This is a genomic window from Rhodoplanes sp. Z2-YC6860, assembly GCF_001579845.1.
GTDB lineage: Bacteria > Pseudomonadota > Alphaproteobacteria > Rhizobiales > Xanthobacteraceae > Z2-YC6860.
On the sequence record NZ_CP007440.1, the window covers coordinates 2,182,374 to 2,204,156 of the forward strand.

At 64.3% G+C, this 21,783-nt stretch carries 18 protein-coding genes; 6 read left to right on the forward strand and 12 right to left on the reverse strand.

What is annotated here, in order from left to right; genetic code table 11:
* The first annotated feature begins 108 nt into the window (after positions 1 to 108).
* Entirely contained in the window at positions 109 to 1,077 is a 969-nt protein-coding gene (msrP, locus tag RHPLAN_RS10260) for a protein-methionine-sulfoxide reductase catalytic subunit MsrP (protein ID WP_068016863.1), read from the forward strand.
* 641 nt (positions 1,078 to 1,718) lie between these two features.
* Here msrP and RHPLAN_RS10265 read toward each other — a convergent pair.
* Both RHPLAN_RS10265 and trxB read right to left on the reverse strand, forming a co-directional pair.
* A complete protein-coding gene (locus RHPLAN_RS10265) occupies positions 1,719 to 2,612 on the reverse strand; it encodes a LysR family transcriptional regulator (protein WP_068016866.1) in 894 nt (297 codons plus the stop codon).
* Between the two features lie 30 nt (positions 2,613 to 2,642).
* The gene (gene trxB / locus RHPLAN_RS10270; protein WP_068016869.1) at positions 2,643 to 3,611 is read right to left on the reverse strand and encodes a thioredoxin-disulfide reductase; all 969 of its coding nucleotides are present in this window, start codon (positions 3,609 to 3,611) and stop codon (positions 2,643 to 2,645) included.
* 296 nt (positions 3,612 to 3,907) lie between these two features.
* Between trxB and RHPLAN_RS10275 the strand changes: the two genes are divergently transcribed.
* From RHPLAN_RS10275 to RHPLAN_RS10290, 4 genes are all read left to right on the forward strand, one after another.
* Complete coding sequence (locus RHPLAN_RS10275) at positions 3,908 to 4,384, forward strand: Lrp/AsnC family transcriptional regulator (protein WP_068016872.1); 477 nt, start codon at positions 3,908 to 3,910, stop codon at positions 4,382 to 4,384.
* A 150-nt stretch (positions 4,385 to 4,534) separates the two neighbouring features.
* A complete protein-coding gene (locus tag RHPLAN_RS10280; protein ID WP_068016873.1) occupies positions 4,535 to 4,993 on the forward strand; it encodes a hypothetical protein in 459 nt (152 codons plus the stop codon).
* A gap of 692 nt (positions 4,994 to 5,685) precedes the next feature.
* Positions 5,686 to 6,033, forward strand: coding sequence for a YciI family protein (locus tag RHPLAN_RS10285; RefSeq protein WP_068016876.1), 348 nt, complete (start codon positions 5,686 to 5,688; stop codon positions 6,031 to 6,033).
* 44 nt (positions 6,034 to 6,077) lie between these two features.
* On the forward strand, positions 6,078 to 7,292 hold the full coding sequence (locus RHPLAN_RS10290) for an RNA polymerase sigma factor (RefSeq protein WP_068030970.1): 1,215 nt from the start codon (positions 6,078 to 6,080) through the stop codon (positions 7,290 to 7,292).
* Between the two features lie 2 nt (positions 7,293 to 7,294).
* Here RHPLAN_RS10290 and RHPLAN_RS10295 read toward each other — a convergent pair whose 3' ends face one another.
* The 9 genes from RHPLAN_RS10295 to RHPLAN_RS10335 form a co-directional block, all read right to left on the reverse strand.
* Positions 7,295 to 8,263: a Bug family tripartite tricarboxylate transporter substrate binding protein gene (locus tag RHPLAN_RS10295; RefSeq protein WP_068016878.1), complete on the reverse strand. Its 969-nt coding sequence runs from the start codon at positions 8,261 to 8,263 to the stop codon at positions 7,295 to 7,297.
* A gap of 12 nt (positions 8,264 to 8,275) precedes the next feature.
* Entirely contained in the window at positions 8,276 to 9,286 is a 1,011-nt protein-coding gene (locus RHPLAN_RS10300) for an LLM class flavin-dependent oxidoreductase (RefSeq protein ID WP_068030972.1), read from the reverse strand.
* Between the two features lie 117 nt (positions 9,287 to 9,403).
* On the reverse strand, positions 9,404 to 9,862 hold the full coding sequence (greA, locus tag RHPLAN_RS10305; protein ID WP_157100765.1) for a transcription elongation factor GreA: 459 nt from the start codon (positions 9,860 to 9,862) through the stop codon (positions 9,404 to 9,406).
* 111 nt (positions 9,863 to 9,973) lie between these two features.
* The gene (gene carB / locus RHPLAN_RS10310) at positions 9,974 to 13,294 is read right to left on the reverse strand and encodes a carbamoyl-phosphate synthase large subunit (RefSeq protein WP_068016883.1); all 3,321 of its coding nucleotides are present in this window, start codon (positions 13,292 to 13,294) and stop codon (positions 9,974 to 9,976) included.
* 303 nt (positions 13,295 to 13,597) lie between these two features.
* Positions 13,598 to 14,575, reverse strand: a complete 978-nt coding sequence (locus RHPLAN_RS10315) for a Bug family tripartite tricarboxylate transporter substrate binding protein (protein ID WP_068016886.1) — start codon at positions 14,573 to 14,575, stop codon at positions 13,598 to 13,600.
* A gap of 84 nt (positions 14,576 to 14,659) precedes the next feature.
* Complete coding sequence (locus tag RHPLAN_RS10320) at positions 14,660 to 15,649, reverse strand: Bug family tripartite tricarboxylate transporter substrate binding protein (RefSeq protein ID WP_237180100.1); 990 nt, start codon at positions 15,647 to 15,649, stop codon at positions 14,660 to 14,662.
* A gap of 55 nt (positions 15,650 to 15,704) precedes the next feature.
* Positions 15,705 to 16,688: an ABC transporter substrate-binding protein gene (locus tag RHPLAN_RS10325; RefSeq protein WP_068016890.1), complete on the reverse strand. Its 984-nt coding sequence runs from the start codon at positions 16,686 to 16,688 to the stop codon at positions 15,705 to 15,707.
* 42 nt (positions 16,689 to 16,730) lie between these two features.
* Positions 16,731 to 17,729, reverse strand: coding sequence for an ABC transporter substrate-binding protein (locus tag RHPLAN_RS10330; RefSeq protein WP_068016893.1), 999 nt, complete (start codon positions 17,727 to 17,729; stop codon positions 16,731 to 16,733).
* Positions 17,730 to 17,761: 32 nt separating this feature from the next.
* Complete coding sequence (locus RHPLAN_RS10335; RefSeq protein ID WP_068016895.1) at positions 17,762 to 19,537, reverse strand: thiamine pyrophosphate-requiring protein; 1,776 nt, start codon at positions 19,535 to 19,537, stop codon at positions 17,762 to 17,764.
* Positions 19,538 to 19,655: 118 nt separating this feature from the next.
* Here RHPLAN_RS10335 and RHPLAN_RS10340 point away from each other — a divergent pair, with 118 nt between their 5' ends.
* Positions 19,656 to 20,621 carry a Bug family tripartite tricarboxylate transporter substrate binding protein gene (locus RHPLAN_RS10340; protein ID WP_198164816.1) on the forward strand — a complete coding sequence of 322 codons (966 nt, stop codon included), beginning with the start codon at positions 19,656 to 19,658 and terminating at the stop codon, positions 20,619 to 20,621.
* Here RHPLAN_RS10340 and RHPLAN_RS10345 read toward each other — a convergent pair.
* Positions 20,608 to 21,699 (reverse strand): glycosyltransferase family protein, encoded by a 1,092-nt coding sequence (locus RHPLAN_RS10345; protein ID WP_157100183.1) that lies wholly within the window; start codon positions 21,697 to 21,699, stop codon positions 20,608 to 20,610. The genes RHPLAN_RS10340 and RHPLAN_RS10345 overlap by 14 nt on opposite strands.
* Positions 21,700 to 21,783: the final 84 nt, after the last annotated feature.

The following is a 21,783-nucleotide window of genomic DNA, read 5'->3' on the forward strand; positions in this document are numbered from 1 at the left end:
GACCGGACGAGGCCCGAAAGCGATCGAATCCTCTCCGATCCGTGACTTGCGCGTGACCGGCCGGAAACGTACTGCTGGAACGAGCCCCATATCCGGAGGGATAAGGCCATGAACATCATCCGACGGCGCGGCTGGGAAATGCCCGAGAGCCTCGCCACTCCAGAGCATCTGTTTTTCAACCGGCGTGCCCTGCTCGGCGCTGCGGCCGGCGCTGCGGCTGCGGGCCTCGTCCCCGGCCATGCGTTCGCGCAGCGCCTCACCGATCAGCCCGATCCGTCGATGGATCTCTATCCCGGCAAGCGCAACGAGAAGTATACGCTCGACCGGCCGGTCACCGACGAGAAGATCAACGGCAACTACAACAACTTCTACGAATTCAATTCGTCGAAGCAGGTGGCCAAGCAGGCGCAGGCGCTGAAGATCAGACCGTGGACGATCAAGATCGACGGCATGGTCGAGAAGCCGTTCGAGATCGGCATCGACGATCTGGTGCGGAAATTTCCAATTGAAGAGCGGCTCTATCGCCACCGCTGCGTCGAGGCCTGGAGCATGGCGGTGCCGTGGTCGGGCTTCCCGATGGCGAAGCTCGTCGAGCTGGCGAAGCCGCTGTCGTCGGCGACTTACGTCAGGATGGAAACCTTCCTCGACAAGTCGATCGCGCCCGGCCAGAAGCAGTCGTGGTTTCCGTGGCCCTACGTCGAAGGGCTCACCGTCAAGGAAGCGACCAACGAGCTCACGTTCCTCGCCACCGGCGCCTATGGCAAGCCGATCGCCAAGCAGCACGGCGCGCCCATTCGCCTGGCGGTGCCGTGGAAGTACGGCTTCAAGCACATCAAGTCGATCGTGCGCGTGTCGTTCACCGACAAACAGCCGCGCAGCTATTGGCAGGACCTGCAGGATTCCGAGTACGGCTTCTGGGCCAACGTCAATCCGGAGGTCCCGCATCCGCGCTGGAGCCAGGCGAACGAGGAGCTGATCGGGCTCGGCGAGCGAAGGCCAACGCTGCTGTTCAACGGCTACGGCGAGTTCGTCGCCGATCTCTACAAGGGAATGGAGAAAGAGCGGCTGTGGGCGTAGCGGTTTCCCGCTCGCGTTTAAGCACACGCTTTCAACACGCGCACTGTCACCCGCGGGCTTGACCCGCGGGTCCATGAAGCGGCGCAGCAAAGAACATTCTTACGACTGTCGTTGTCGCGCGTGCTCATGGATCGCCGGGTCAAGCCCGGCGATGACACCGCCGTTGTTCGGCGGCCGAGGAATTTTTCCAGCGCAAAAAGAGAAGAAGCCGGGCCCTTGCGGACCCGGCTGAGTTTGTCGGCGCGGGATGGCCGACAATCACCTTCCAGAGGGGAACAGCTGCTGTGACAGGGTTGGCTTAATCTGGGGGGATGCGACAACCCCGACGCCAGCAGCGCAAAAACATAATGCGAGTTGTCGCGTGCGCGCACAACGCGGAGCGCCACATGCCAGCCATGCGACCCTCGCAAAAACCGCGAGCAGCATGTCAGCCATGCGATGCAGCCGCGCTGAAATCTCGAATCGACAATCCCGATGAGACGATCGGATGAATTCAGCGTCGCTCGTTTGTGAATATTTTTATCTGTCGGCGAAAGAGCTTAGGGCATGATCCCGAAAAGTGTGAAGCGGCTTTCGGAAAGGATCATGCCCTCACGGCACAAGGAACGACTGATCTGATTCAACGAAAGTTGAATCAGATCCTAGAAGCTCCAGCGCTGCGCGTTGCTGACGAGGAAGTCGCGGAATGCCTGCACGCGCGCGACCGACTTCAGCTCTTCCGGATAGACGAAGAACGCGTCGAGCGCCGGGCTTTCCTCTTCACCGAACAACTGCACCAGGCCGACGTTCTCCTCGATCAGATAATCCGGCAACAGCGCGATGCCGATGCCGCGCTGGCAGGCGCGCAGAAGGCCGAGGATGTTGTTGATCAGAAACGCCGGCTGGCGCGTGCCCTTGCCGTTGCGGCCCACTTCCGTGAGCCAGGTCCGGTTCGCGAGATACGATGGCACGGTCGTGCCGCCGAGCAGGATGATGCGGTGATTGTCGAGCTCTTCCAGCGTGCGCGGCGTGCCGACGCGCTTCAGATAATCGGCTGACGCATAGGCGTGGAAGTGCACCGAGAACAGCTTGCGCTGGATGAGGTCGGGCTGCGTCGGCTGGCGGAGCCGGATCGCCACATCGGCCTCGCGCATCGCGAGATCGAGCTCTTCGTCGGTGGTGATCAACGTGACGCGGATGTCCGGGAACAGGTCCATGAACTCGCCGAGCCGCGGCGTCAGCCAGTGGATGCCGATGCCGGGCGTCGTGGTCACTTTCAGTTCGCCGTGCGGCTTCTCGCGGCTGTCGGTCAGCTTGGCGCGCGCCGCCTCGAGCTTCATGAACACTTCGTGGGCGGTGCGGTAGAGAAGCTCGCCCTGCTCGGTGAGAATGAGCCCGCGGGCATGGCGGTGGAACAGCGACACCGCGAGCTCCTGCTCCAGCGCGCTCACCTGCCGCGACACCGCCGACTGTGACAGTCCCAGTTGCTCGCCCGCATGGGTGAAGCTGCCGGCCTCCGCGGCCGCGTGAAACACCTTCAGCTTGTCCCAATCCATTCCATTCCCGCCTGGCATCGTCGTCCGTTTCTATTCTGCTGCTTGTTGTTGTTGGGTGCCGTGATGCGCAAGGAAGCGCTCGGCCTCGAGCGCGGCCATGCAGCCGAGACCTGCCGCCGTCACCGCCTGGCGGTAGACGTCGTCGGTGACGTCGCCGGCCGCGAACAGGCCCGGCACCGAGGTCGCGGTCGAATACGGCTCGGTCCAGACATAGCCGGACGGCTTCATCTTGATCTTGCCGGCGACGAGATCGGTCGAGGGCTGATGGCCGATGGCGATGAACACGCCGTCGGCGGTCATTTCCTGCGTGGCGCCGGTCTTCACGTTACGCAGCACGACGCCGCGCACCTTCAGCGGATTTTCGTTGCCGAGCACGTCGTGCAACTCGCTGTCCCAGACCACGCGAATTTTCGGATTCTTGTAGAGCCGCTCCTGCAGGATCTTCTCGGCGCGGAACGTGTCGCGCCGATGCACGATCGTGACCTTGGAGGCGAAGTTGGTGAGGAACAGCGCTTCCTCGACCGCGGTGTTGCCGCCGCCGATCACCAGCACTTCCTTGTTCTTGTAGAAGAAGCCGTCGCAGGTCGCGCAGGCCGACACGCCATAGCCCTTGAACTTCTGTTCGGACGGCAGATCGAGCCAGCGCGCCTGTGCGCCGGTCGCGAGCACGACGGTGTCGGCGATATAGACGTCGCCGGAATCGCAGGTGAGCCGGAACGGCCGCCCGCTCAGATCGAGATCGTTGACGTGGTCGGTGATGATCTTGGTGCCGACATGCTCGGCCTGCTTCTGCATCTGCTCCATGAGCCAGGGGCCCTGGATGACGTCGGCGAAGCCTGGATAGTTCTCGACGTCGGTGGTGATGGTGAGCTGGCCGCCCGGCTGGATGCCCTGGATCAGGATCGGCTCGAGCATCGCGCGCGCCGCGTAGATCGCTGCCGTATAGCCCGCCGGTCCCGAGCCGATAATCACAAGCTTGGCATGGGTTTTCTTGCTCATACGTCCCTCGGTCGGGGCACAACATTCCGGCATGCTGCGCGATGAAGGGGGAGGCTTGCCGGCACATTGGGCACGGCGGGTCATTCCCCCGGCACTTAATTTAAGCCTTCGCCGCAGCTATGCAAGTTTCGCAACCCTCTGGGTCCACAGTCGAGGCCAGGATTTCCCGATTTTGTCCTTAATCGCGGGTTCCGCAGAGGGGTTGTGGGGAATTCGGCGCAATATTCTTTCGCGGCGAGCGCCGCTCGGGGATAATGGGTCGATTTGACGCGCAATTCTGAAGTGCCGGAGACGCTGTGTCCGAACGCCTGGATGCCATCGACCTCAAGATCCTGAAGGAGCTTCAGGACGACGGCCGTATCACCAATGTGGAGCTGGCTCGCCGGGTCGGCATCTCGGCGCCGCCCTGCCTGCGCCGGGTGCGGGCGCTGGAGGAGGCGGGCTTCATCAAAGGCTATCGCGCGCTGCTCGACGAGAAGATGCTGGGCTACGAGGTCACCGTGTTCGCCATGGTACACCTGACCAGCCAGGCCGAGCCCGACCTGAAGGCGTTCGAGGATTTCGTGCGCACCGCGCAGCTCGTGCGCGAATGCTGGATGCTCTCGGGCGAGATCGACTTCGTGCTCAAATGCGTGGCGCCGGACTTGAAGACGTTCCAGGCCTTCGTCGCCGAGCTCACCGGCGCGCCCAACGTGCGCAACGTCAAGACGTCGCTCGTGCTGCGCAACGCCAAGGACGCCGCGATGGTGCCGATGGAGTTGAAGAAATTGTAGGGTGGGCGAAGGCGCGAAGCGCCGCGCCCACGCGACATTTGCTCGATTGACGCAACACCGAATGGCTCTGTTGAGCCACATTCCGCCGCGATTATTCCTCAGTGGCGTTTTGCGGATGGAAGATTTTCAGTGTTGCGATGGCTTCTTCGGTTGCTCGTTGGACTTGTCGCGATCGTGTTGCTTGCTGTCGTGGCCGGCCCGTGGTTGCTGTACGAATTTGGCCTCTCGAAGATCGACGGGCGTCCCGGCCACGCCGTCAGCACCGCCGTCGCTCCCGAAGACGTCGAGGCGTTGATCCGAACGCTCCGAATATCGCGGCCGATCACGATCGATCGCTTGTCACCGTATTCCTACATCTGGACGCTGGCGCGTAGTGATGGGCGAATGCGTGATCATGGAGTGCGCATTGCTTGGCGGATCGCCAGGTCGCACAACGCGGATCATCTCGCCAACCATTCGTTCTGGCATCTGTCGGGAGCGGCGTTGACAATCTGGCTAACCCGCAACTGGACGACGGACGAACTCGTTGCGAAGGCCGTCGAATTGGAAAAGGCGACGGCCAAAGCGAGGGCAGCTGCGGCTTTTGAACGTAAGCAGTCCGGCCGTTGAAGTCATACATGATGTGCTATTGACGATCATATTCGTTCCTGATAGGTTCTAATTTGTCCCTGCTCACTGAGGGCGTCTTCCGGAGACGTTCGGCTGACGGAGCTGGGTGCGGCGTCCTGCGGACGGGCCTCGTAAGCTCGGCTCCGGGAGGCGTCTGGGTTCCGTTCGCTCTACTACGAGGGCCGCCCGTCAGGGCTCGTCCGGGATGGAATGAACGGCGGTGAAAACCGCCGGAATTGCAGGAGGGATACTCCTGGTCCACCCGGTGATACGGACCACACGCCCATAATCGCTGCGGTGGAGCGCCGGAAGGCGCGCCTGCCCTCGCAAGGGCGGGCGGGGTGCCTTCGCAAAGGTGCCCCAGTGATACCTGCGCCGTTTCGGCGCTCCGCCTCCCTCAGGGAGGCATGAAAGAACCCGGGCGCGGCCCGGAAAACCGACAGGGAAATCTGGTGGCCGCCGGCATGCGCTGCGCGGAGGAAAAATCTATGCACTCGTTCGTTATTCGGAACGATGGAGAAGAACAAGTGAGCCTTGTTCAGTCCCAGCGCATTCGATCGCGTATCATCGCGACCGGCGCAGCCCCGACAAGGCGGCACAAGTTTTTTTCGACGGCTGTCGATTGGCGGCAGCCTCGCGCGTCATGGTGTCGACGGAGCACAAGCTTCGGTCACAACCAAGGGACCATCACCATGCAATATCTCCTTCTGATCTACCGCGATGAAGCCAAGTTCCTGTCGGCCAGCAAGGCCGAGGCCGAGCAGATGACCGCGAGCTACATGGCCTATGCCGAGGCCATGAAGAAGGCCGGGGTGATCCGCGGCGGCGAGCGGCTGCGGCCGGTGACGGACGCGACCACGGTGCGGGTCGCCGGTGGCAAGACCAGCGTGCTCAACGGGCCCTATGCCGACACCAAGGAGCAGCTGGCCGGCTACTTCATGATCGACGTGCCCGATCTCGATGCGGCGTTGAGCTGGGCCGCGCGTTGTCCCGGCGCGAGCCAGGGCGCGATGGAAGTCCGTCCGCTGTGGCCGATGTAGCGCCAACGCCGAAAGGCGAACAGCCTGCCCGGGCCGCCGCCGAAATGGTGGCCCGGCAGAGCTACGGCAAGCTCGTGGCGTTTCTCGCGGCCCGCACCGGCGATGTCGCCGGCGCCGAAGACGCGCTGTCGGAGGCGTTTGCGTCAGCATTGGACGATTGGTCGGTCAACGGCGTGCCGCGGACGCCCGAAGCATGGCTCCTGACCGCTGCACGCCGCAAGCTGATCGACGCCGGCCGGCGGCGACGGAGCGGCGATGATGCAGCGGATCATCTGCGGCTGATGGCCGACGAAATGGAGGCCGTGGCGAACGAGACCGACATCCCGGACCGGCGCCTCGCTCTGATGTTCGCCTGTGCGCATCCGGCCATTGATCAAGGCATCCGCGCGCCGCTCATCCTTCAGACCATTCTCGGCTTCGACGCCGCGACCATCGCGTCGGCGTTCCTGGTCGCGCCGCAAACTATGGCGCAGCGCCTGGTTCGTGCCAAAAGCAAAATCAGGGAGGCCCGCATTCCGCTGCGGATTCCCGAACACGGGGAATTGCGCGAGCGCCTCGACACCGTGCTGGAGGCGATCTATGCGGCCTTCGCCGAGGGCTGGACCGATCCCGGCGGCACCGAAAGCCGCCGCCGCAATCTCGCCAGCGAAGGCATCTGGCTCGGCCGCCTCGTTGCGTCGCTGCTGCCAGACGAGCCCGAGGCGCTGGGCCTGCTCGCGCTGATGCTCTATGCGGAATCGCGCCGCGCGGCGCGGCGGGGCGCCGAGGGCGACTACGTGCCGCTCGGGCAGCAGGACACGGCGCTGTGGGACGTGCCGATGATCGAAGAGGCCGAGGCGCTGCTGCGCCGCGCGAGTGTTGGCGGCGACACCGGGCGCTATCAGCTCGAAGCCGCGGTGCAGTCGGCGCATCTGGTGCGGCGCTTGAGCGGCCGCGCCGATTGGGCGGCGATCGAAAGACTCTACGAGCTTCTGTTCGAGATCACGCATTCGCCGGTGGTGATGATCAACCGCGCGGTCGCGGCGGCCGAGTCGCGCGGCGCAGAGGCGGGCCTTGCCCTGCTCGACGGCCTCGACGGCGAGAAGGCGCTCGCCGAATACCAGCCGTATTGGGCGGCGCGTGCCGATCTTCTCTCGCGGCTCAACCGGCGCGCCGAAGCCAGTGAGGCCTATCAGCGCGCCATCGGGCTGGAAACCGATCCCGCGGTCCGCCGCTTTCTGCAGGAGCGCCGCGGCGCCCGCTGCGGCAAGGCCAATTGATGTCAGTCGCCTCTCACGCCGGAGGTCTTCGCCACCGCGAGCCACTTGGGCGATTCCGCCGCGACGAAATCCGCCATCGCCTTCACATCCATCGGCATCGGCTCGAAGCCGGCCTTGGCCATGTTGGCTTCGAGCTCCGGCGATTTGAGGCCTGCGATGACGTCGGCATTGAGCTTCTCGACGATCGCGGCCGGCGTGTGCGGCGGCGCCCAGAGCGCCATCCAGTAGCGCAGCGTCAGATTGGGAAATCCGCTTTCCGCCATGGTCGGCACGTCGGGAATTTCGGCGAGCCGCCTGTCGTTGGTGACCGCGAGCGCGCGAAGCTTGCCCTGCTTGATCAGCGACAGCAGCGTCGCTGTGGTGCCGAAGTTCATCTGGATGTGGCCGCCGAGCATGTCGGCCACCGCCTGCGCGCCGCCTTTGTACGGCACGCTGGTGATGTCGATCTTGGCGGTGTGCTTCAGCGTCTCGCCGAGCATGTGCGGCAGCGTGCCCTGACCGAAGCCGAAGTTGATCTTGCCGGGATGCGCGCGGGCATAGTCGGCAAGCTCCTGCACCGATTTCACCGGCAGGTCCGAGGACACCACCAGCACGAACGAGCCGCCGCCCGCGGTCGCCACCGGCGTGATGTCGACGGCGGGATCGAAGCCGACGCTGTCGTAGAGCGCCGGCGTCATCAGATGCTTGGCGCCTTCGGTGAAGAGCAGCGTGTAGCCGTCAGGCTCGGCCGCGATCACGGTCTTGGTACCGATGATGCCGCCACCGCCGGGCCGCGGCTCGACGAACACATTCTGGCCGAGGGTCGTGGTGAGGCTCTGCGCCACCAGCCGCGCCATCACATCGGTCGGCGAGCCGGGTGTCGACGGGACGACCACGCGGATCGGCCGGTTCGGATAGGTCTGGGCGGTGGCTTGTGCCGCGCCAAACACCACGGTGAACAGGGCGAGGGCGGCCAGCAGTCGTCTTGTCATTGTTGTCGTCCGTTACTTCGCAAACGCCGGCATCACCTCTTTGCCGAACAGCTCGATCGAGCGCAGCGATTCCGTCAGCGTCATGTCGCCGAACACCATCTGCGGCACGAAATAATTGCAATTGTTGGCAGCCGCCTCGGCCTCGACGAATCGCCGCACGGTCGCGGGCGAGCCCGCGATGCCATTGTTGAGCGCAACCAGCGCGTCGAAGCTTTCCGGATAGATGCCGATCACGCGCGGCTCCGCGCCGTGGCGGGCGAACAGCCAGCGGAAGCTCTGCCGCCAGCGCGGGTAGGCGCGCCGCGCGATCGCGAGCGCCGCCTCGTCGGTGTCGGCCACGACAACGTGCCGGCTCACGCCCATCAGCGTGCCGTCGAGGTCAAATCCCTGGGCCGCGCGCGCCTCGCGATAGGTCTTGATGGTGGCCTGCGTGGTGTCGCGAAGTCCCAGCGCGACGATGTTGACGTGATTCTCGGCCGGCCAGGCGGCATTGTTCGGCAAGCCCACGCCATACCACAGCGGCGGATGCGGCTTCTGCACCGGCTTCAGGATCATCGGCAGCTTGTCGAACTTGTAGAACTCGCCGGCAAACGTCAGCTCGTCGGCGCTGAGGCCTTTCATCAGCACCTGAAAGGCCTCGTGATACATCGCCTGGGTCTTGCCGAAGTCGAGGCCGTAGGCCTGCGTCTCGTACATCGACACGCCGCGTCCGACGCCGAGCTGGAAGCGGCCGCCGCTCATCTGATCGAGCATGCAGACCTCTTCGATCAGCCGCAGCGGATGATAGAACGGCAGCAGGTAGACCAGCGGACCGAAGCGCAGTGTCTTGGTGCGCTGGGCCAGCGCCGCGAAGATCAGCGCCGGCGAGGCTGCGGCGCCAAGCGGCGTCGTGTGGTGCTCGGCGACGTGATAGCCGTAGAACCCGGCGCGCTCGTAGGCCTCGGCGATGGTGAGCCGGTTGGCGTAGAGCTCGGCGAGCGGCACGCCGGCGTCGTCGATGTGATCGAAAATCCCGAACTTCATGAACTCCTCGGCGTGCTTCCGCATGCAGGCTGGTTTTTTGCCGAGGTTAAAGACATCGACGGCCGGGACAAGCCCGGCCGTCGCAGAACGCTCAGAGGCGAAAGTTGCGCGGGCGCGCTACTTCCACTCGACCTTGGTGATCTCGTAGGCCTTCGCACCGCCGGGTGCATTCACCTCGACGGACTCGCCCTTCTTCTTGTTGATCAACGCGCGCGCGATCGGCGAGGTGATCGAGATGCGGCCATGCTTGGCATCAGCCTCGGGCTCGCCGACGATCTGCCAGACGTGCTTCTTGTCGGTGTCCTCGTCGACCAGCGTGACGGTCGCGCCGAACTTGATGGTGTCGCCGCTGAGCTTCGAAACATCGATGATCTCGGCGCGAGCGAGCTTGTCCTCGAGCTCGGCGATCGCGCCCTCGTTGAGCGACTGCTGTTCTTTCGCGGCGTGATACTCCGCGTTCTCGGACAGGTCGCCGTGAGTCCGCGCCTCCGTGATCTGTTGAATGATTCGCGGCCGTTCGACCTGCTGGCGGTGCTTGAGATCGTTCTCCAGCACCAGATGTCCCGCCGCGGTCATCGGAATCTTCTCAACCACTTCTCAGTCCTCCTCAGAGCGATGGACAGAAATCCAAACGCGGGCCGAAGGTTTCCTTCTGCCCGCATGTTTGAACGTAAACCCAACGCGCCTTTAACTTTCTCCGCCGGCCTGTGGGGCCGACCCGCCAAAGTAGCTTTGCAGCGCGCGTACCTCGAGGTCGTCCCCGAGATAGGCTTTTATGCCTTGTGCCGCAGCCACGGCTCCGGAAAGAGTGGTGTAGTACGGCACTTTATGCAAGAGGGCCGCCCGGCGCAGTGGACGACTATCCGCAAGAGCGGTGGCTCCCTCGACGGTGTTGAACACGAGCTGGACCCGGCCATTCTTGATGGCGTCCACAACGTGCGGCCGGCCCTCCGCCACCTTGTTAACCTTTGTGGATTCGACGCCGTGCGCGTTGAGGTAGCGCTGGGTGCCCGACGTTGCGATCACCTCGAAGCCGAGCTTGCGCAAGGTCTTGAGCGGCTCCAGCACTTTCGGCTTGTCGCCGTCGCGGACCGATACGAACACCGTGCCGCTCTTGGGCAGCCTCGCGCCGCCGCCAAGCTGGCTCTTGGCGAAGGCCACGCTGTAATCGCGATCGAGGCCCATGACCTCGCCGGTCGATTTCATCTCGGGGCCGAGCAGCGTGTCGACCTTGTCTCCGAACCGGCCGAACGGAAACACGGCTTCCTTCACGCCGACATGCTTGAATTTCTTCAATTCGAAAGAGAGTTGCGGCAGCTTGAACGACGCAAGCTTCTCGCCGGCCATGATTCGTGCCGCGATCTTGGCGACGGGCATGCCGATCACCTTGGCGACGAACGGCACGGTGCGCGAGGCGCGCGGATTGACCTCGAGGATGTAAATGTCGCCATCCTTGATGGCGTATTGCACGTTCATCAGGCCGCCGACATTCAGCGCAAGCGCCAGCGCGCGGGTGTGGCGTTCGAGTTCGGCGATGGTCTTGGCGTCGAGCGAGTAGGGGGGCAGAGAGCAGGCCGAGTCGCCGGAATGAATGCCGGCCTCCTCGATGTGCTCCATGATGCCGGCGATGTAGGTGTCCTTGCCGTCGCACAGGCAGTCGACGTCCACTTCGATCGCGTCGGTAAGATAGCGGTCGATCAGGAGCGGCCGCTTGGCCGAGACCACGAGCTCCGACGGCCGGTCGAGATCGCCGGTGAGGCGGGCGAGATAACGATCCAGCTGGGCAGAGTCGTGAACGATCTCCATGGCGCGGCCGCCCAGCACATAGGACGGCCGGATCACCACCGGATAGCCGATCGACTCGACCGATGCCCGCGCGGCCTTGAGACTCGTCGCGATGCCGCTCTGGGGCTGACGCAGCTTGAGCTTTTCCAGAAGCTGCTTGAAGCGATCGCGATCCTCGGCGAGGTCGATCGCGTCGGGCGAAGTGCCCAGGATCGGCACCTTGGCCTTTTCCAGAGACTCCGCGAGCTTCAGCGGAGTCTGGCCGCCGAACTGCACGATCACACCGTGCAGCGTGCCATTGGAGCGCTCGGTGTCGATGATCTCAATGACGTCTTCGGCGGTCAGCGGCTCGAAGTACAGGCGATCCGAGGTGTCGTAATCGGTCGACACCGTCTCGGGATTGCAGTTGACCATGATGGTCTCGTAGCCGACCTCGTCCAGCGCGAAGCAGGCGTGGCAGCAGCAGTAGTCGAACTCGATGCCCTGGCCGATCCGGTTCGGCCCGCCGCCAAGGATCACGACCTTCTTCCTGTCCGACGGCGCCGCTTCGTTGGCGGGCGCGCCAGCGAACGGCGTCTCGTAGGTCGAATACATGTACGCGGTGGGCGAGGCGAACTCGGCCGCGCAGGTGTCGATGCGCTTGAACAGGGGCCGCACATCGAGCGCGCGGCGCCGTTTGGTCACCTCGTCGGCCGAATGACCGGCGAGCTTGCCAAGCCGCGCGTCCGAGAAACCCATGGCCTTCAGCCGGCGGAACGCGCCCGTGGTCTTGGGCAGGCCCTTTTCGCGGACCGCCGCTTCGATGTCGATGATGCCGCGGATCTGCGCGATGAACCATGGATCGACCTTGCAGGCCGCGTGAATCTCGGCGTCGGTGAAACCGAGCCGCATGGCCTGCGCGATCTTGAGCAAGCCGTCCTGCGACGGCTGGCCGAGCGCGGCGCGGATCGCGTTCTTGTCGTCGCCCTGGCCAAGCCCTTCGATCACGATCTCGTCGAGGCCGGTCAGCCCGGTCTCAAGCGAGCGCAGTGCCTTCTGCAGGCTTTCCTGGAAGGTGCGGCCGATCGCCATGGCCTCGCCGACCGATTTCATCGCGGTGGTCAGCACGGTGTCGGCGCCGGGGAATTTCTCGAAGGCAAACCGGGGAATCTTGGTGACGACGTAATCGATCGTGGGCTCGAACGAGGCCGGCGTCGCGCCACCGGTGATGTCGTTGGCGATCTCATCGAGCGTGTAGCCCACCGCAAGCTTGGCCGCGACCTTTGCGATCGGGAAACCGGTGGCCTTCGACGCCAGCGCCGAGGAGCGCGACACGCGCGGGTTCATCTCGATCACGATCAGCCGACCGTCGGCCGGGTTCACGGCAAACTGCACGTTGGAGCCGCCGGTCTCGACGCCGATCTCGCGCAGCACCGCGATCGAGGCGTCGCGCATCATCTGGTATTCTTTGTCGGTCAGCGTCAGCGCCGGCGCGATGGTGATCGAGTCGCCGGTGTGGATGCCCATCGGATCGAGGTTTTCGATCGAGCAGATGATGATGCAGTTGTCCTTCTTGTCGCGGACAACCTCCATCTCATACTCTTTCCAGCCGAGCACGCTCTCTTCGATCAGCACCTCGTTGGTCGGCGAGGCATCGATTCCGCGCTCGACGATGGTGATGAACTCGTCCTTGTTGTAGGCGATGCCGCCGCCGGTGCCGCCCAAGGTGAACGACGGCCGGATGATCGCGGGCAGGCCGATGTCGTCGAGCGCTTCCAGCGCCTGGGCCAGCGACTTGATCTGATGCGAGCGCGGCGTCGCGAGCCCGATCTTGGTCATGGCGTTGCGGAACAGCTCGCGGTCTTCGGCCTTGTCGATGGCCTCCGCGGTGGCGCCGATCATCTTGACGTTGAACTTGTCGAGCACGCCCATCTTCTTGAGCGACAGCGCGGTGTTGAGCGCGGTCTGGCCGCCCATGGTCGGCAGCACCGCGTCGGGGCGCTCCTTCTCGATGATCTTGGCGACGATCTCGGGCGTGATCGGCTCAATATAGGTGGCGTCGGCGAGATCGGGATCGGTCATGATCGTCGCCGGATTGGAGTTCACCAGCACGATCCGGTAGCCCTCGGCCCGCAGCGCCTTGCAGGCCTGGGTGCCCGAGTAGTCGAATTCGCAAGCCTGGCCGATGACGATGGGTCCCGCGCCGATGATCAGGATCGATTTGATGTCGGTGCGTTTCGGCATCTCGCTTCGAACTCTCTCCATCGTCATTCCGGGGCGCTGCGAGGCAGCGAACGCGGAATCCAGAGGCAGTCACCGAACCCGGGTCTGGATTCCGGGTCCGGCCTGCAGCCGTCCCGGAATGACAGCCGGGCACAAAAAAAAGGCGCGCTTTTGCGCGACCTTCGCCCCCGCGACGGGGAGCGGCCCCGCGCGGGATGGTGCTTAGACCAGAATCAGGCCTCCGCCAACCCCGGAAAGCCCCTAAAACCTAGTTGTCACCGGGCGTTTTGCAAGGTTTTGGCCCTCGCATGGCTCCGGCCGGGCTCACTCGACCTTCATATGGGTGGCCTGTACCACTTTGGCCCATTTGTCGGCCTCCTCGGCGATGAATTTGCCGAAGTCCGCCGGCGTGCCCGGCATCACGGTGCCGCCGAGGTCGGCAAGCCTGGCCTTGATCTTGGGGTCGGCCAGCGCCCCGTTGATCTCCCGATTGAGCCTGTTGACCACCTCCGGGGGCGTGTTCTTGGGCGCGGCGATGCCGTACCAGGAAATCGCCTCGTAGCCCGGCACGAAATCGTTGACGGTCGGCACGTCCGGCAGCGCCTCGGCGCGGGTCTTCGTGGTCACCGCGAGAGCGCGGAACCGGCCCTCCCGGATGTGCCCGAGCGAAGCCGGTGTGGTCTCGATCATCATCTGCACCTGCCCGCCCAGCAGATCGTTCAGCGCCGGGGCCGAGCCGCGATACGGAACGTGCTCGATGGAGAGGCCGGTCATCATCTTGAACAGTTCGCCCGCGACATGCTGCGGCGTGCCGACGCCGGCCGACGCGTAGTTGACCTTGCCGGGATTGGCTTTGATGTAGGCGATCAGCTCCGGCAGCGTTTTCGCAGGCACCCCCGGATAGATCTCGACCACCAGCGGCACCATGCTGATGGCCGCAACCGGCTCCATGTCGTGTGCGAAATTCCATTTGAGCTTGTCGCGGTAGAGCGAGACCGCGATGGTGTTTGGCGGACCGCAGAGCAGCAGCGTGTAGCCATCCGGCGGCGAGTTGACGACGTAGTCGGCGCCGAGCGTGCCGCCGGCGCCCGCCTTGCTCTCGACCAGGAACTGCTGACCGAGCCGTTCGGAGAGCCACTGCGCGATGATCCGTGCGGTGATGTCCTGCGGACCGCCGGGCGGGAACCCCACGATAATCCGCGCCGGATGCGACGGATAAGTCTCCGCTTGCGCGACCAGCGGCATCATGGCGAGCAAGGCAACGGCTGCGATCTGCAGCAGGCTTCGGCACAGGCATTTCATTGCGACCTCCCACTCTGCGATCGGTATCGAAACTCCCCATTCCAATGCGACGTTGCAGGCCTGCTTCACGCGAAGCGAGCGGCTCTATTCGACCTTGAATCCGCTGGCCTTGATGAGCGGCCACCATTTTTCGATCTCGGCTTTTTGCAGGCTCCGCAGCGCATCGGGATTCTGCCGTTCGCGCGGGAAGACCTCCTGGCCGGCCTGGGCGAGCTTGGCGCGCGTCGCGGGATCGGCGAGCGCGTCGAGCACCGCCTCATGGAGCTTTGCGATGATCGGTTGCGGCGTGCCTTTCGGCACCCAGAGGCCGTGCCACAGCGAGATGTGATAGTTGGGCAGGCCGCCTTCGTCGACGGTCGGGACTTCAGGCGCGGAGGGAAGCCGGGTGTCGGAGGCGACGCCGTAAATCTTGAGCATGCCCGCGCGCACCTGCGGCATGCCGGTGATGGGATCGCCGATCATCATGTCGATCTGCCCGGCGACGAGATCCTGCATCGCGGGTCCGGTGCCGCGATAAGGCACGAACTGAAGCTTGGTCTGGGTGACGCTCTGGAACACCAGGCCGGCCACATGGGTGATGCTGCCCATGCCGGCATTGCCGACGGTGCGGCCCGGATTGGCCTTCAGATACGCGATCAGTCCTTTGAGATCGGTAGCCGGCACGTCCTTCTTCGACGTGATGACGAACGGCGAGATGACCAGCAGCGACACCGGCTCGAAATCGTTCAGCAGGTCGTAGGACAGATTGCCGTAGGTCGCCCCCGTGATGACGTGCGAGCCGTTCTGGCCGAGGCTGATGGTGTAGCCGTCGGGCGCCGCGCGCACCGCACGGGTGACGCCGATCGTGCCCCCCGCTCCGGTGACGTTCTCCACGATCACCGGCTGGCCAAGCGTGACCTTCATCCGCTCGGCCAGGATGCGGCCGATCACATCGGTCGAGCCGCCAGGCGCGAACGGCACGTTCATGGTGATGGGTTTGGCGGGATAGGTTTGCGCCGATGCAACGCGCGACACCGCAGGCATGGCGACAATGCCTGCGGCGAGCCGCAGAAATCCGCGGCGCGGAAGCTTCATGGCGTTTCCTCCCAGTGAAACGCGTGCGCCCGCGGTAGACCCGCGTGGCGTTGCCTTATTCGATCACATCGTCGGCGGTCGCGAGCAGCGACGTCGGGATGGTGACGCCAAGAGTTTTCGCGGTCTTGAGGTTGATGACAAGCTCGAATTTGGCGGGCTGCAGCACCGGCAGGTCGGCCGGTCTCTCGCCCTTGAGCACGCGTGCGGTGTAGACGCCGACAAGACGATAGGCGTCGACGATGTTGGGGCCGTAGCTCATCAGACCGCCCGCATCGGCGAAATCGCGCGAAAAATACACCGCGGGCATGCGATGCCGCGCGGCGAGGCCGACGATCTGGTCGCGCCGGCTTTGCAGGAACGGATCGTCGGCGACGATCAGTCCTGCGACCTTTTGGCCAGCGAGTCCGGCAAAGGCCGGTTCGAAATCGCGCTCGGCAGTGGCATCGGCGGTTGCGATCGTCAGGCCGAGATCTCGGGCGCCGGCGACGACGTCGCGGACCTCCGTCGCGGCACTCGGATAGTCCGGGTTGCTCAGGATGCCGAGCGTTGTCGCGGTCGGCACCAGGCTCCGCAGATATTCAAGCCGCTTGGCGCCCAGTGCGCCGAAGATCAGGTTGATGCCGGTCACGTTCCCGCCGGGCTTGTTGAGGCTCTGCACCAAGCCGATCTTCACGGCGTCGCCACCGCTGGAAAACACGATCGGGATCGTCGAGGTGACAGTTTTTGCGGCAAGACCGGAAACGCCGCCGCCCACCGCGGCAATTGCCGCAACCCGGTTTTTCACCAGTTCGGCGGCGAGCGCCGCAAGCCTGTCGTAATGTCCATCGGCCCAGCGAAATTCGATCGTGACGTTGCTGCCTTCGGTGAAGCCGGTCTCGGCCAATCCGCGGCGAAACGCTTTGACAAGTTCGGCGGACTCGTCAGGTGATCGGCCGCTGAGAAATCCGACGATAGGCTTGGTCTGTTGCTGGGCCAACGCCATGCGCGGCCACGCCGCGATGACGCCGCCCAAGCCGACCACAACATCGCGTCGTCTCATCGCTTCGCCCCCGTCGAGGACAGGATTGTGCGCGTGATGCCGTTACTCTATCACCTCGTCGGCGCGCGTCAGCATCATCGGAGATATTGTCACACCCAGCGCCTTGGCGGTCTTGAGATTGACGACCATTTCGAACTTGGTGGGCTCTTCCACTGGAATGTCGGCAGGGCGGGCGCCCTTGAGCACCTTGTCCGCGTAGATGGCCGCGCGCCGGAACAGGTCGATATAGTTCGGCCCATAGGACAAGAGGCCGCCAGCCTTGATGTATTCCTTTTCGGCGTAGACGGCTGGGATGCCCTGCTGGGCGATGCTGGCGGTGACGCTCGTGAAATCGCCGCCGAACTGCGCTGCTCCGGCGGGGATCGCAACGATCAGCCCTTGCGGCTGGCTTTTTCTCACGGCGTCGAGCAGATCGCCGATGCCGCCGCCGGATTGCACCCCGAACACCTGCAGGGCGATGCCCAGGGTGCGAGCAGCATCCTCGGTGTGACGCGCGGAGAGTGCGAAGGCGGGGTTGGTGGCGTCCCACAGGATCGCGGCGCGCGACAGGCCGGGCACGATCTCGCGGAGCAGTTCGAGCCGCTTGGAGCTCAGATCGGCCGAGATGGTCGACAGGCCGGTGATGTTGCCGCCCGGTCGCGCCAGGCTGTCGACAAGGCCGATGCCGACCGGGTCGGCCATCAGCGGGACGATGATCGGGACTTCTTTCGTGACGGATCGCGCGGCCAGCGCCACCGGCGTGCTTCGCGCCATGATGAGCCGCACACGCTCACGGACCAGTTGGCTCGCCAGCTCAGGCAGACGCGAGAGATCGCCGGCGGCCCAGCGGAAATCATAGCGTACGGTCTTTTCGGACACATAGCCGAGCGCAGTCATCTGCGCCTGGAAGGCGCTCCAGTAGACGGTGTCGCTGTAGGTGCCGGGCGCGCTGGCATCGAGAACACCGACACGGGGCATGCCGGATGACTGAGCGGCCACGCGGCGCGTCAGGAGCGTCGCCGACGCGCCAAGTCCGAGGGAAAGGATGTCGCGTCGTCTCATTGTCATTCGACCTGGACCGCGATCTTCATGCTTCAGTCTTTCTGCAGCAGCCGCGCGAGCCATACCGAGATCACGGCGGGCCGACCTTCCTCGCGGATCGCCTTCAGCCCGCGCCGCAGCGCCGACTCCACATAAGCGGGATCGGTGACATTCTCGCCATAGGCGCCGGCGGCCTCGGCTTCCTTGGCGAAATCGATCGGCGGATCGAAATAGCCGCCGTCGTAATCCGCCTTCGATGTGTAGCTGTCCTTGCCGTAGACGCTGTTGATGCGGAGCGTCCCGGTCGAGTAGCTGCGGTTCTGGTAGACCACGACCATGAACGGTGCCTTGTAGTGCCGCGCCGCCCAGAGCGCATGCACCGGCGTGCCGAACATGTAGAAGCCATCGCCGGTGACCGCGATCACGTCCTTGTCGGGCGCAGCAAGCTTCGCGCCGAGAGCCGCGCCCGGCGACCAGCCGCCGCTCGAGGCTGGATTGTGAAAGTAGGCGCCGGGCTTCGAGATGTTGAGGTAATCGTGCAGTTGGTTCTGTGCGATGGTCTCGTCGAACACGATGCAGTTGTCGTCGAGCACCTTTGCGATGCGGTAGGCGAGCCATTTCGGATCGATCGGCAATTTGTTGGCGCGGGACTTGGCCTCCTCGGCGATATCGGTGCGGCGCTTCGCCGAAACCTCCGCGGAACGCGCCGCGCGCGCGGCGAAGCGCTCGCGATCCGATGGCGTGATGAGCTTGATGACCTCGGCCTCAAGCGCCTCGATCACCGACATGGCGTCGGCAGTGAGCCGCAGGTCCGCGGTGAACTCCATGGTCGGAATGCGTCGCTTCGACGGCTCGACGTCGGTGATCGCGACCCAGGCATTGTCCGGCGGCGGATTGCTGTCGGCGAGCCAGGGAATGTCCACGTCGAGCGCGAGGATCACGTCGGCATCTTTCAGGCTCGCGCCGCTCAGATAAAGCGGATGGTTGAGCGGGAAGCACTGATAGGCGCGCAAGCCGGATTGCGCGACCGGCAGCGCCAGCAATTCGCAGAGCCGCACGAGGGCAGGGACGGTCGCGGGATTTCGTCCCGACTTCGCCACCAACACGAAGGGATTATCGGCTTTCACCAGCCGCTGCGCGATCTCGCGGATGCCGCCCGCGTCGGGCGCGGCGGGCCGCGCCACACCGAGCTGGTCCATGGTGGGAAACTTCGCGCCGTTGATCTTGTGCAGCGAGACTTCCCTCGGAAGCGTGAGATAGACCGGACCGCAGGGCTCGGTGCGCGCCACCTGCAGGGCGCGCGAGATCATCAGCCCCGCATTGTCCTGCATCTGCATGCGGTGGTCCCACTTGGTGTACTGCCGCACGATCGAGTTCTGATCGAAACTCTGCTGCAGCCAGATGTGCCCGCCGCCATCGCGCGCACCGAGGATGCTGCCGGGATAGCTGGTCGGCGAGCCGCCGCCGGTGATGACCACGGGAAGGCCCGAGTGAAACGCGGTGTGCACCGCGCCGCCGTAATGCTGCGTGCCGCAATCGACATGCGCGGCGGTCACCGCGGGCTTGCCGCTCACGGCCGCATAGCCGAGCGCCGCGTTCAGGCTGGCGTGCTCATGGGTGACGGTGATGAGCTTCGGCGCCTTGCGGCCCTGCGCATGGGCCTTGGCGACGGCCTCCTGGTAGAAACCGATCTCCGATCCCGACGTAAAGAAGATGTAGTCGACGCCGGCCTCGGCCATCGCGGCGATCATGGCGTCGCCGTTGTCGTCGGCCGGCACTTCGATCCAGGCGCGGCTGTCGTTGCGCAGATTTCCCGCGTGCTTGTTCATGTCATTTCACTCCCAGAACCGGAGTGTGCAGCTTTGGTGCCGGGGCGGACAAGCGGCATGTTTGCCCCGGACCGGGCAGGCCGCTACCATCGCATCAAAATAAATCTGGGAGGGAATGATGCGCTTCACGCTCGGACTCTGCGTCGCGGGTCTCATCGGGGTGCTGGCACAGCCGGCGCAAGCGCAATGGAGTCCGCAGCGCCAGATCACCATCGTGGTGCCGATCGGCGCGGGCGGCGGCGTCGACGCCACGGGACGGCTGCTCGCCGAAAAACTCACCGAACGGCTCAAGCAGCCGGTTGTGGTCGAGAACCGCACCGGCGCGGGCGGTCTTACTGGCACCGATACTGTCGCCAAGGCCGCGCCCGACGGTCACACCATCCTGCTGATGGAGACTTCGTCGGTGCTGCACAAGTGGCTGCACAAGGACGTGCCGTTCGACGTGGTCTCGGATTTCACGCCGATCGCCCGCGTCGCGGTCTCGCCGTTGGTGCTATTCGCGCAGCCTTCGTTCGGCCCGAGCAACGTGCGTGAATTGATTGCGCTGGCGAAGTCCGAGCCGGGGAAGCTGTCCACCGGGACGCCCGGCGTCGGCACGCCGCATCATCTCGCGCTGATGATGCTGAACGCGATGGCCAAGATCGACATTCTCAACGTGCCGTATCGCGCGGCCGCCGCCTCGCTCAACGATCTGCTCGCGGGGCAGATCCCGATGATCTGGGCGGCACCGACGGCGGCGATGCCGCATGTTGCGGCCGGCAAGCTCAAGGCATTGGGTGTCGCGTCGGGCCAGCGCGAGGCTTCGCTGCCGGATATTCCAACCGTCGCGGAAAACGGCGTGCCGGGCTTCGATCTGACGATCTGGTTCGGCGTCGCCGTGCCCTCGAAGACGCCGCCCGATGTGGTGGCGCGGCTGTCCAAGGAAATCGCCGAGATCGCAGCGCAGCCCGACGTGAAAGAGCGCATCCAGAAATTCGGGCTGACGCCGTCCTATGCGGACAGCGACGCGTTCCGCGCCCAGGTGCGCGACGATCACCTGCGCTTCGGCAAGATTATCCGCGAGGCCGGCATCAAGCCGAATTGACGAGAAACTTATGCACGAGTTTCGCAGATCGCTCGACAGCGAGATAATTCTCGCGCGCGTGCTCTGCCATCAGGCGCTCCTGCGGAATCATCTTCTCGCGCTTTAGCGCGCTCCGCTTCTCGTCGTTTGATCTTGCAGGAAGAGTCGCGGCGGCCTCAAGGTAGGGCTCAAGCCGAAAGGTTTGCAGCCATCGATCCGTGCTCGCGCGGGCGAACGCAACGCCCTTACCATATTGATCCAAAATCTCTTGCGCCAATCGTTCGGCCGACAGGGGGCGTTCGCAACATCGGCCGGTGAAACTGAAGCGATGCGCACGTTCGATATTCTCTGGATCGAGATATCCCGGTCCGCCGAAGTGGCCGTAAACATACACTGGCGTCCGCGACGCCAGCGCGTATTGCACGGTTTTGCCGATAGAAATGACCAGGTCGGTAGCGGCGATAATTTCAGGGCACACCAGGGTGCTTGTCGTTGCTGTTCCACCGAAAACCTGGACCTGGGCTGACCGCTTGAGTATCTCCAGCGCACCCAAAACATCAGGATCGAGATGGTTGCTGACCACGGTGATGCGCCGCGGCGTCGCTGGCTTGTCGAAATGGCTGCGGAAGAACGCGTTGGGGGCGGCGTTGTGAAACACCGTGATCGGCGTCGTGACCCCGACCGAGAGCAAGTGCTCGGCCGTCAGCGCCGAGTTGGCAAACACCGCATCCGCCAGTGCTCTTTCGTAGGCCCAGCCGCCGCTTTCCATGAACGACCGTCGTGAAAGTCGCCCAATGATGATGCGCGTGGTCTGAAGGTCTTCGGCTGTCTCGTCGTAGCCGAAGAGCGGAAGGACCTGATGTTGCGCGTAGACCAAATCGTACGTGAACGGTCGAATTTGCGACGAGTCATCCGTTGGCGTGATGCCCAGACGCTCGGCTGCAAGCTTAGCCATGGTGCGGCCCGCCGAGTTTGCAAAAAGGCAAATCTCATAGCCCAGCGCATGGAAGTGGGTCGCCCACTCCAAGGCGACCACTTCTGATCCCGCGATATCACGGAAATGGTTTGTTGCAATCAGCAGTCGCGGACGCCGGGACATGCCGAGTGCGTTATTGGAAGGTCGAGACAAGCGCAAGAGCGGACTGCGCTGGTATGCGCGAACCAATTTCCAGTTCCGATCGTT

Excerpts from the sequence above, each read along its gene's own strand:
- RHPLAN_RS10315 (WP_068016886.1), bottom strand. The coding sequence starts at position 14,575 with ATGAAATGCCTGTGCCGAAGCCTGCTGCAGATCGCAGCCGTTGCCTTG.
- trxB (WP_068016869.1), bottom strand. The coding sequence starts at position 3,611 with ATGAGCAAGAAAACCCATGCCAAGCTTGTGATTATCGGCTCGGGACCG.
- RHPLAN_RS10325 (WP_068016890.1), bottom strand. The coding sequence starts at position 16,688 with ATGAGACGACGCGATGTTGTGGTCGGCTTGGGCGGCGTCATCGCGGCG.
- RHPLAN_RS10320 (WP_237180100.1), bottom strand. The coding sequence starts at position 15,649 with ATGAAGCTTCCGCGCCGCGGATTTCTGCGGCTCGCCGCAGGCATTGTC.
- carB (WP_068016883.1), bottom strand. The coding sequence starts at position 13,294 with ATGCCGAAACGCACCGACATCAAATCGATCCTGATCATCGGCGCGGGA.
- msrP (WP_068016863.1), top strand. The coding sequence starts at position 109 with ATGAACATCATCCGACGGCGCGGCTGGGAAATGCCCGAGAGCCTCGCC.
- RHPLAN_RS10300 (WP_068030972.1), bottom strand. The coding sequence starts at position 9,286 with ATGAAGTTCGGGATTTTCGATCACATCGACGACGCCGGCGTGCCGCTC.
- RHPLAN_RS10340 (WP_198164816.1), top strand. The coding sequence starts at position 19,656 with ATGCGCTTCACGCTCGGACTCTGCGTCGCGGGTCTCATCGGGGTGCTG.
- RHPLAN_RS10285 (WP_068016876.1), top strand. The coding sequence starts at position 5,686 with ATGCAATATCTCCTTCTGATCTACCGCGATGAAGCCAAGTTCCTGTCG.
- RHPLAN_RS10345 (WP_157100183.1), bottom strand. The coding sequence starts at position 21,699 with ATGTCCCGGCGTCCGCGACTGCTGATTGCAACAAACCATTTCCGTGAT.
- greA (WP_157100765.1), bottom strand. The coding sequence starts at position 9,862 with ATGACCGCGGCGGGACATCTGGTGCTGGAGAACGATCTCAAGCACCGC.
- RHPLAN_RS10290 (WP_068030970.1), top strand. The coding sequence starts at position 6,078 with ATGGTGGCCCGGCAGAGCTACGGCAAGCTCGTGGCGTTTCTCGCGGCC.
- RHPLAN_RS10265 (WP_068016866.1), bottom strand. The coding sequence starts at position 2,612 with ATGGATTGGGACAAGCTGAAGGTGTTTCACGCGGCCGCGGAGGCCGGC.
- RHPLAN_RS10335 (WP_068016895.1), bottom strand. The coding sequence starts at position 19,537 with ATGAACAAGCACGCGGGAAATCTGCGCAACGACAGCCGCGCCTGGATC.
- RHPLAN_RS10330 (WP_068016893.1), bottom strand. The coding sequence starts at position 17,729 with ATGAGACGACGCGACATCCTTTCCCTCGGACTTGGCGCGTCGGCGACG.
- RHPLAN_RS10295 (WP_068016878.1), bottom strand. The coding sequence starts at position 8,263 with ATGACAAGACGACTGCTGGCCGCCCTCGCCCTGTTCACCGTGGTGTTT.